General features: G+C 68.0%; 3 protein-coding genes and 2 pseudogenes. 2 read left to right on the top strand and 3 right to left on the bottom strand.

Annotated elements, in window-relative coordinates; translation table 11 throughout:
* Positions 1–1,116 (bottom strand): annotated as a pseudogene (locus H8R17_RS40355) (hypothetical protein); the annotation flags it as partial.
* Between the two features lie 491 nt (positions 1,117–1,607).
* On the opposite strand from H8R17_RS40355, the gene H8R17_RS48020 reads away from it, so the two are divergent.
* Entirely contained in the window at positions 1,608–6,680 is a 5,073-nt protein-coding gene (locus H8R17_RS48020; protein WP_187828169.1) for an S-layer family protein, read from the top strand.
* 188 nt (positions 6,681–6,868) lie between these two features.
* Positions 6,869–7,695, top strand: a pseudogene (locus H8R17_RS40345) (transposase family protein).
* A gap of 428 nt (positions 7,696–8,123) precedes the next feature.
* On the opposite strand, the gene H8R17_RS48015 reads toward H8R17_RS40345, so the two are convergent.
* Together H8R17_RS48015 and H8R17_RS40340 are read right to left on the bottom strand one after the other, a co-directional pair.
* Entirely contained in the window at positions 8,124–8,252 is a 129-nt protein-coding gene (locus H8R17_RS48015; RefSeq protein ID WP_262505884.1) for a hypothetical protein, read from the bottom strand.
* Between the two features lie 87 nt (positions 8,253–8,339).
* The gene (locus H8R17_RS40340) at positions 8,340–9,287 is read right to left on the bottom strand and encodes a hypothetical protein (protein ID WP_187828173.1); all 948 of its coding nucleotides are present in this window, start codon (positions 9,285–9,287) and stop codon (positions 8,340–8,342) included.
* Between the last annotated feature and the right edge of the window lie 64 nt (positions 9,288–9,351).

The following is a 9,351-nucleotide window of genomic DNA, read 5'->3' as shown; positions in this document are numbered from 1 at the left end:
GCACTCGTCGGTGGTGGTCACCGATCCGGCGCTGCCTTCGGGGGAATCGTCGCAGGGGGTGAACTCCTGGTTGACGAAGGAGTCCTGGGTGGTCCAGCCGTCTCCCACCCAGGAGGCCTGGGCCTGGGTGTTGGCCGTCTTGCCGTCCACGCTGCCCGAGTCGTACGACAACGACGGGTCCGGGGCCAGTGAGGTCGAGGCGGCCGGCGCCTGAACCTTGTAGGTGTACGTGAAGTCGCCCGAGGATCCGGACTGGGCCCAGGAGCCGGACGAGGACAGGGTCGAGGCGTAGTTTCCGCCGGCGCCGCCTTCCTGCCCGGTGGAGTCGGTCGCCGCGATGACCGTCGCCCCGCCCGAGGTCGACACCGTCTGGGCGAAGGCCGTCGACGAAGCCGGACCCGAATAGACGGCCGGGCTGACCCTCGCCACCGCGGACCGGCCTGAGCCCGCGTAGGCGGCGTTCTTCGCCGAGGTCGGCGCACCGAGCGTGAGTACGGCGGACACCGCCCCGGCCTTCGGGGCGTTGGCGGTGGTCAGCGGCGTCTGCTTCCGGCACTTCGCCAGCTGCGGTGTGGTCAGCGCGCAGGCGGGCAGCTCCACCAGGTGCAGCCGGGAGGCGTAGTTGCCGCCGATCACCTGGCTGAACGCGCTGTAGTCCAGGCCTACGCGCACCCGCCCCGCGCCGGAGGACGCGGCGCTCGGGGCGAGGGACCATATGGGGCCGGAGACTCCCAGGCGTGCGGACACGGACCGGGGCTGGACTGAGACGCCCAGGTTCGTCGGCCCGGCGTAGGTGCCCTTGCGGGGGGCCACGGCCTGGGCCCACACGGGCGTGCCCGCTGCTGTCGCCTTGGGGCCTGCGGCAGTTGAGCGGGGGGCTGACAGGTGCAGTGAGCCACTGCGGGCGGCCGGCCATGCGGTTCGGGTCGGCACGGCGGTGTGGCGGGTTGCTCCGGAGGTGCGCACCCGCTTCGGCTTCACCGGCTTCAGGCCGGTCACGGAACGGCCGAGGTCCGCCTTCGGCGCGGCTGCCGCATGCTGGGGCAGTGCGACCGCCGGGTGCGCGAAGCCCGGTCCCAGGGCCAGGCACCAGGCGAGCGCAGCAGCCCAACCCATCAGCAGACGGCGGCCGGTGCGGCGGCGACCAGCCCGTGTTCTTCGACCCGCAGGCACCCGTCGATAGGGCACAGCCCACCCCTTTACACGTCCGACGTTCCAAGAAGCCGGACGTTCGTGTGGGGTTCACGCAGCTATTCCGGGTCGCATGACCGACCGTCCGCGACGAAAGGAATACCCGAAAGCGCACGGTGGGTGAGACGGCAGGTAAGTAAGAAAAAAGAAAGACGCGCAGGGCGAGCACTGAAAATCTTCACAGAGCCGGACATTCTATGACCTTCATGTGTATGTGATCTGCGTCACAATGGGTAACTCGTGGTCAGAGCAGGCCAGTACGGTGACGCGGCGCCAGCCAGAGCCAAACAGCCAGGGCTTCCCGCCGCACCTGGAGCAGGGCCGAAACGGATGGTCAATGGATTCTCAAATTTATTTTTTCTCTGCTTGAGAATATGCCGTCGAACGTCGATTTCAGGGAAAGGAAACCCCAAGTAATGATCCGACATTTTCTGTCCCCGCCCTGGGTGCGGCGCCTGATCGCAGGCGCCGCCGTTCTGGCTGTTGGCGGCGGCCTGGGCGCTCCCGGTGCTGCTTACGCGACCCCTTCCACGGTCCATGGCGGGTCCGCCGGCCGGCCGTCCGCCGCCCACTCGTCCGGGCTGACGCAGCAGCAGGCGATGGCCAAGGCCAAGGCCACGGGCAAGCCTGTGCAGGCGACGGCCGAGACAACGGACTCCTCCACCCTCACCGCAAACCCGAACGGAACGCTGACGGTCAGACAGACAATCGCACCAGTACGCAAGCTCGTGCGCGGCAGGTGGGAGAACCTGAACGCGACGCTGGTGCGTCAGCCGGACGGAAGCATCTCCCCCAAGGTCTCCACCAGCTCACTGCGCCTCTCCGGTGGCGGCGCCGGTGCCCCGCTGGCAACCATGCGCGCCGGCAGCGGTTCCCTGGCCGTCTCCCTGCCTGCCGGATTCACCCTTCGCTCGCCCACACTGTCGGGCGCCACCGCCACCTACCACAACGTCCTGCCCGACGTGGATCTGGCCGTGACGGCCCGGGACGCCGGCGGCTTCAGCGAAGTCCTCGTCGTCAAGAACGCCGCCGCGGCGGCCAACCCGTCCCTGGCGAACCTGACGCTTGCCACCAGGGCCACCGGGGTGAAACTGGCCAGCGACAAGGCCGGCGACATCACCGCCAAAGACCGCAACGGACGCACGGTCTTCTCCGCCACCGCCCCCACCATGTGGGACTCCACCCGTGCCTCCGCGAACACCCCGAAGACCACTGATCCGCACACCGGGCAGATCGTGGACCTGCGCAGCGGCGCCCCTCTCGCCTCCACCCCGGCGTGGCCCGGCACGGCCGCCCGCAAGGCCGGTTTGAAGGCCGCCTACCACCGCGGGGGAATCAGCCTGACCCCTGACCGGAGCCTGCTGACGGGCAAGCACACCGTCTACCCGGTCTACATCGACCCCACCTTCACCGCCTCCGGACAGACCGACACCGTCCAGGCGTGGGCGTTCGCCGACAGCGAGTGGCCCAATACCGCCTTCTGGAAGCCGGCCGCCTCCACACCCGGCCCGCAGCATGTCGGCTACACCGACTGGACCTCCGACGTCTCCACGAACCGGTCGTTCTTCCAGACCAGTGTCCACAGCACCCTGTGGGACGCGTCGGTGATCTCCTCGCACATCTCCTTCTACGAGAACTGGTCGGCCTCGTGCACTGCTGAGGCCCTCGACCTGTACTGGACCGGGTCGATCTCCTCCAGCACCACCTGGAACAACCAGCCGTCCTGGTTCACCAAGCTGGGCTCCCAGTCCGTCGCCCACGGCTGGTCCACCTCCTGCGGCCCCGCGGACGTCACCTACAGCATCACCTCGCTGATGCAGCGGGCCGCCGACAATCACTGGTCGAAGGCCACCTTCGGGCTGCGCGCCGCCAGTGAGACCAACGACCTGGCGTGGAAGCAATTCAGCAAGCAGGCGACCATCACCACCACCTACGACCACACCCCCAACACCCCGAGTTCGCTGGCCACCAGCCCGGCCACGAGCTGCACCGCCAGCAACCCCACCACACTCGGCCTGGGCGACATCACCCTGCGGGCCGCGGTGTCCGACCCCGACGGCACCACCAGCCCGCTCACCGCCAACTTCACCCTGAAGAACGTGTCAAGCGGCGCCACGTACACCCGGGCGATCAACGCCACCAGCGGCACCACCGCCAGCGCCGCCTACTCCCACACCGACACCAGCGGGCCCTTCCACTCACTCACCACGAAGACCGAGTTCGCCTGGTATCTCACCGTCACCGACCAGCATCTCACCAGCAGCCAGTCGACGACCTGTCACTTCTACTACGACCCCACCGCCCCCGGCGCCCCCACCGTCAGCTACGTCAGCTCCTCCACCAGCGAATGCCCCAGCCTTGACGACGCGTCGTCCGGCAGCACCCTGTGCACGGTCGGCACTGCCGCCGACTTCACAGTGACGGACACCAACACCACCACCACTGCGCCCGCCAGTTACCGCTACCAGCTCAACGGCGGCAACCCGGTCAGCGTGCCCGCCGCCGGCACCAGCCCCTACACCACCACCATCTCCCTGAAACCCACCACCCAGACCAACATCCTGACCGTCACCGCCGTCTCCAGCGGCGGCAACGTCGGCGACAGCATCGACTACAAGTTCATAGCCCGCGCCCCCGCCACGGCCGCCGGCGACGACCTCAACGGCGACGGCAACGCCGACCTGCTGACCGTCGGCGGCAAGAACTCCCTGCCCGCCGGACTGTGGCAGGCCACCGGAACCGGCAGCGACAAGATCAACCCCGTCGCCCGCAACATCGGCATCGCCGGCAACGGCGTCTCCACCGCCCAAACCGCCACTTCCTTCACCGACAGCCAGGCCATCACCGGCCACTTCTTCACCGGAAACGGCTTCAACGACGTCCTGGACTACAGCTACAACACCGCCACCGGTGCCATCAGCGGTGAGATCCTGCCGGGCCAAGGCGACGGAAGCGACCTCCAGCCCGTCGATGCCACTCCGGTATTCGACGCCCCCAACGTCTTCGGCATCACCACCACCACCTTCAACTCCGACGGCACCACCACCAACACCACCACGCCCGCCACATCCATCGCCAGCGGCGGATCGCTGTACAACACCGTCAACGGCTACACGCCCACGGGCTACCCGGACCTCCTGCTGATCATCGGCGGATCCCTCTACGACGAGAACTCCAACGACGGCGCGGGCAACTACGCCAAGACCGACAACGCCACCGACCTGGCCGACTACAACCCCTACTGCCTCGCCCAGAACACCTCCACCGCCACGAACTGCACCACCGGCTGGAGCGGCTGGACCATCACCAGCACCCTCATCGACGGGCTACCGGCCCTGTTCGCCCGCGACACCAGCACCGACAGCAGCGACCCCTCGGCCGGGCAGCTGTGGTACCTCAGCCCCGGCAACCTGCAAACCCTGGAATACGACGCCCTGTCCAACCTCGCCACCGACACCAGCCTGACCTCCGTCGAAGCCGCCACCACCGGCTGGGACGCCATCAGCCACCCCACCCTCCAGGCCGCCGACATCAACAACGACGGCACCCCCGATGTGTGGACCGTCTCCAGCACCGGCACCGTCACCGCCCACGAGATGACCCTCTCCGGCACCACCGCCACCTTCACCACCCCCACCGGCCAGGCACTCAGCACCGACACCCACGACTGGCCACTGAACGACTACGACACCACCACACACACCGCCGACGACTCAGCCAGCAGCCCGATCACCCTCACCGGCACCAGCAAGGTAGCCGTCCAAACCGGCCAACTGTTCGACCCCGACGTGCAGCTGAAATCCGCCGACAACGACTACCTGCAGGGCAGCAAGGTCCTGGACCTGACGAAGTCCTTCACCGTGTCGATCTGGGCCAACCCCACCGACTACGGCGGCGCGGTGCTCTCCCAGAGCGGCAGCGCCGACTCCGGAATCCTGCTCATCCCCACCACCAGCGGCTGGCAGTTCAGCCTCAACACCGGCTCCGGCACCGCCTGGAGCTTCGACACCATCACCGGCGGCACCGTCCACCTCGGCACCTGGGCCCACCTGACCGCCACCTACGACAAGACCACCGCCGTGATGAACCTCTACGTCGGCGACGTCTTCGTCGCCACCGGCAACCACACCGCACCTTCCACCGGTGCCGGCGGCGACTTCCAGCTCGGCGACGCCCTGCACGCCTCCGCCCGCACCGACTACTACAGCGGCCAGCTCGCCCGCGCCCAAACGTGGACCGGCTCCGCCGTACGCCCCGCCCAGCCCTACACCCCGGCCGGCTATCACCAGGCCGTCACCCCCACCCGTATCCTCGACACCCGCAGCAGCTCGGGCCTGACCAACACCACGGGCGTCACCGCCGGCGCCAGCACCATCGCAGACAACTCCATCACCGCCCTGCGGATCGCGGGCGACAACATCACCACCCCCGTCAGCGGCGCACCCACCACCATCCCCAGCACCGTCACCGCGGTCGCCGTCGACGTCACCGTCACCGGCGAGACCGACAGCGGCTACGTCACCACCTACGCCGACGGCACCCAACGCCCCAGGACCTCGTCCACCAACTTCACGGCCGGCACCACCGCGACCGGCTACCAGATCGTGCCCGTCGGCAACGACGGCAAGATCGACCTCTACACCCACATCAACAACACCAGCGGCACCGTCGCCCTGATCGTCGACGTCACCGGCTACTTCACCAGCGACCCCAACCTCACCGGCGACCAGACCTACACCCCGCTGACCAGCGCCGTTCGCGCCCTGGACACCCGCTCCAGCGCAGCCAACACCAGCCTGGCCAGCAGCGGCCCCGTCGCCGCCGGCACCGCCTTCACCCTGCAGATCACCGGCCTGAACGGCATCCCGAGTACGGCCACCGCCGTCGCCGTCAACCTCGCCGCCGCCGACGCGGCCGGCACCGGCTACCTGCAGGCCTACGCCACCGGATACGCCCCCACCGCGGACACCAGCCTCAGCTACAACACCGGCAATACCATCGCGTCCCTGTCAGGCGACGTCCCCATCGGCACCTCCGGAACCATCACCATCTCCGTCCACGGCAGCGCCACCGACGTCCTCGCCGACATCTCCGGCTACTACACCACCAGCACAACCGGCCAGACCTACCACACCATCAACCCCACCCGCCTGGTCGACACACGCAGCGGCATCGGCGGAACAACCGGCCCCGTCGCCACCAACAGCGCCTACACCCTCACCAACAGCACCACCCAGCAAGCGACCATGGCCACCACCCCCACCCTCGCCGCCATGCTCACCGTCACCGACACCAAAGCCGGCGGCTACGCCACCATCTACCCCACCAACACCGGCAAACCCGCCACCAGCAACATCAACTGGGGCACCGGTGACACCCTCGCCAACCTCACCCTCACCCCCACCGACACCAACGGACAGATCAGCATCTACAACAACAGCTCCGGCACCGTCGACTTCGTCGTCGACTGCAGCGGCTACTACACCTGACCCCCCACGACTGCTCCGCGACAGCCGGGCTGCGTCATCCTCAATGAGTCTTTCCCAGTAAGCGCCCGTCGCTCACTGTGATCGCGATGCTGGCGGTGCGGCCCGTGTGGGTCCCCAAGTACGGGCAGGCGTAAGGCCCCTGATAGGAACGATCTTGCTAACAGAAAGATCCGACCGAGGGGCCTTACGTGCCGACGAGTGTCACATACACCGCCGTGCTCGATGTGAAGCGGTCCACCGCCGAGCACCTGGCCTGCCTCCTGCGCGACCACCGGATCGTGGTCAGGACCCGCAAGGGGCGACGTGCGCTGGGCTGCTTCAAGCAGGCCGTGCCCGTGCCGCGCTGGTTCATCGACGGCACCCGCCTGGCCCAACTCGCCCGCGACAACGGTCTGTCGACCTCCACCGCATACCGCTACCTTCACGAAGGACTAGCCGTCCTGGCCGCCCGTGCACCGGACCTGTCCACCGCGTTGGAGCTGGCGAAGGCGGCCGGGCTGACACATCTGAACCTCGACGGCACCGTCATCCGCACCGACCGTGTCGCCGCCCCGGGCCCCAACGGCGCAGACCTGTGGTGGTCGGGCAAGCACAAGCACCACGGCGGGAACGTGCAGGTGATCGCCACCCCGGACGGCTGGCCGATCTGGGTCTCACCGGTCCGCCCGGGCCGTGAACACGACACCACCTGCGCCCGCCACCACGGCCTGATCGACGCCCTCAACCGGATCGCCGCCGAGCTGGACATGCCGACCCTGGTCGACCTCGGCTACGAGAACGCCGGCGACGGCTTCCGCCACCCACACAAGAAGCCCGCCGGAGGCGAACTGACCGAAGCCCAGCAGACTACAACAAGGTCATCCGCGGCATCCGCGGCATCTGCGAGCGCGCCAACTCCCTGCTCAAGACCACCTTCAAGGCCCTACGGAGGGTCAGCCTCGACCTCAGCCGCATCACGAAGATCGCCGCCGCAGCCCTCGTCCTGCTCCAGCTCGAGTACGACCGCACCATCTGAACGATCACCCAGCGCCATGATCCATTACTGGCAAAGACTCACCGTGGTGGCCTCCACGGCCACCGGGCTCTGATTCGTCGTCACAAACGGTCATGATCACGGTGGCCGTACCCGCGCCCGCGACCACCCCCGTCGCCCCGCTGACCAGCGACAACCCGCTACCCATCACGAACTACAGCTGCCGTGTCAGTTGCTGCCGCTGGTGAGCCGCGCGAAGGACGCGCCGCCCGACTCGGGGGCGTACACCGCGACCCGCATCTTGACCCTCGACGGGACGTACACGTTGGAGCTGGATGCCGCGGCTGCGGCCGGCCAGCTGCCGACGGAGCTCGCTGTGGGGGTTGCGGCCGGAGAAGATAGAGGCGATCTCGAGCTGCCGCATCCGCTCGTCGCGGTGGAAGTCCACGGCGATATCGACGTCGTGCGGCTCAAGTGGCGCCGCGGGCGTAGGAGCCGAACAGGTAGACCTCGTCGACCAGCGTCAGCGGCCAGTCGGTCCCCTCATCCAGCCTGCGCAGCATGTCCTCCACCAGCGTGGTGGCCCGCTCCCGCTTCACCCGTCCCCGCCCTTTCCCGTGTCGCGCTCCCGGGCCAGCGTAGGCCTCCGCGGCGCCGGTCGGGCCAGGGTCTTGGACGTCGACTGTCTATGCCTCGATGTCGTCATTGAGCAGGGGAAGTAGCGCTTGGTGCAGGTCGACTTCGAGGTACTGTGCGGGGACGGGCAGACGTTGGCGCACGGCGCCGCTGACGTTCGTGGCCGTTGCGCGCCATTCGCCGACGAAGGAGTCTGCCGCTTCCTGCGTGCTGTAGAGCGTGATCGGATCGAGAGAGACGGTCTCGTGGGGTCGCAGGTCGACCGGCGCGAAGCGGATGATCGTGCGGCCCTCTTCATGCTCGATGTCCGGTGAGTCGATGGGCGGCAGCCGAAACGCCGGTGCCTGCAGGGCGGCCATGCCCGGGAAGGCACTGAGGCTGACGGGGAGAGCTGCTGATCCGTATTCTTTGGGCTCGTCAGGCCAGTCGACGTCCTCTTCGTCGTCTGTGACGTGCGCGAGGACCGTGTCGGGGAGACTCAGCACAACTTCGACCTTGAAGAGATTCTCCTCCCCGGGGTTGGTCAGCTTCAGCCGCAGTGGCGTACCCGTTGTACCAACCACCTGTACGAAGGACTGCTGCATCGCCGCGTCGAAGTCGCGCAGGTACTCCTCAACCTGCTCACGGAACTCATTGGGCGAACGGTAGTCCGTGGGGGGCAGGGCGCGGAACACGTCGAATGCCGGGGCGTACGGGAAGGCACCTGTCGCATTGTTCTTCTTCGCCTGGCGCCTGGCACCGAACTGCTTCAGCAGGTTCTCACGCAGGACGTCGAGGATCTTGGTGCGCATGTCCTCGGTGGGCGGCACCACAGCGACGGCGCCGACGGCAACACCCACGGTGACGTTCACGCGCTTGGCCGCGCGCCGGGCCCGCTCCGTCAGGGCATCGATCTCGGCTGCGCGCGCGGGCTGGGTCTTACCGGCGTACCGGTGGAAGACCGTGCCCGCGTAGAAGTCTGGTACTCCTTGCTCCGGCAGCTCAAAGACCTCGGCCACGACGTCACCCTCACCCCGAAAGCCGCCTGACTAGCCACGCCCGGCAACGAAACAGCCCCTCGGC

This window comes from Streptomyces sp. TRM68367 (genome assembly GCF_014495685.1).
GTDB lineage: Bacteria > Actinomycetota > Actinomycetes > Streptomycetales > Streptomycetaceae > Streptomyces.
The sequence above is the reverse complement of the archived record's forward strand: the minus strand, read 5'-3'. Positions and strand labels throughout refer to the sequence as shown.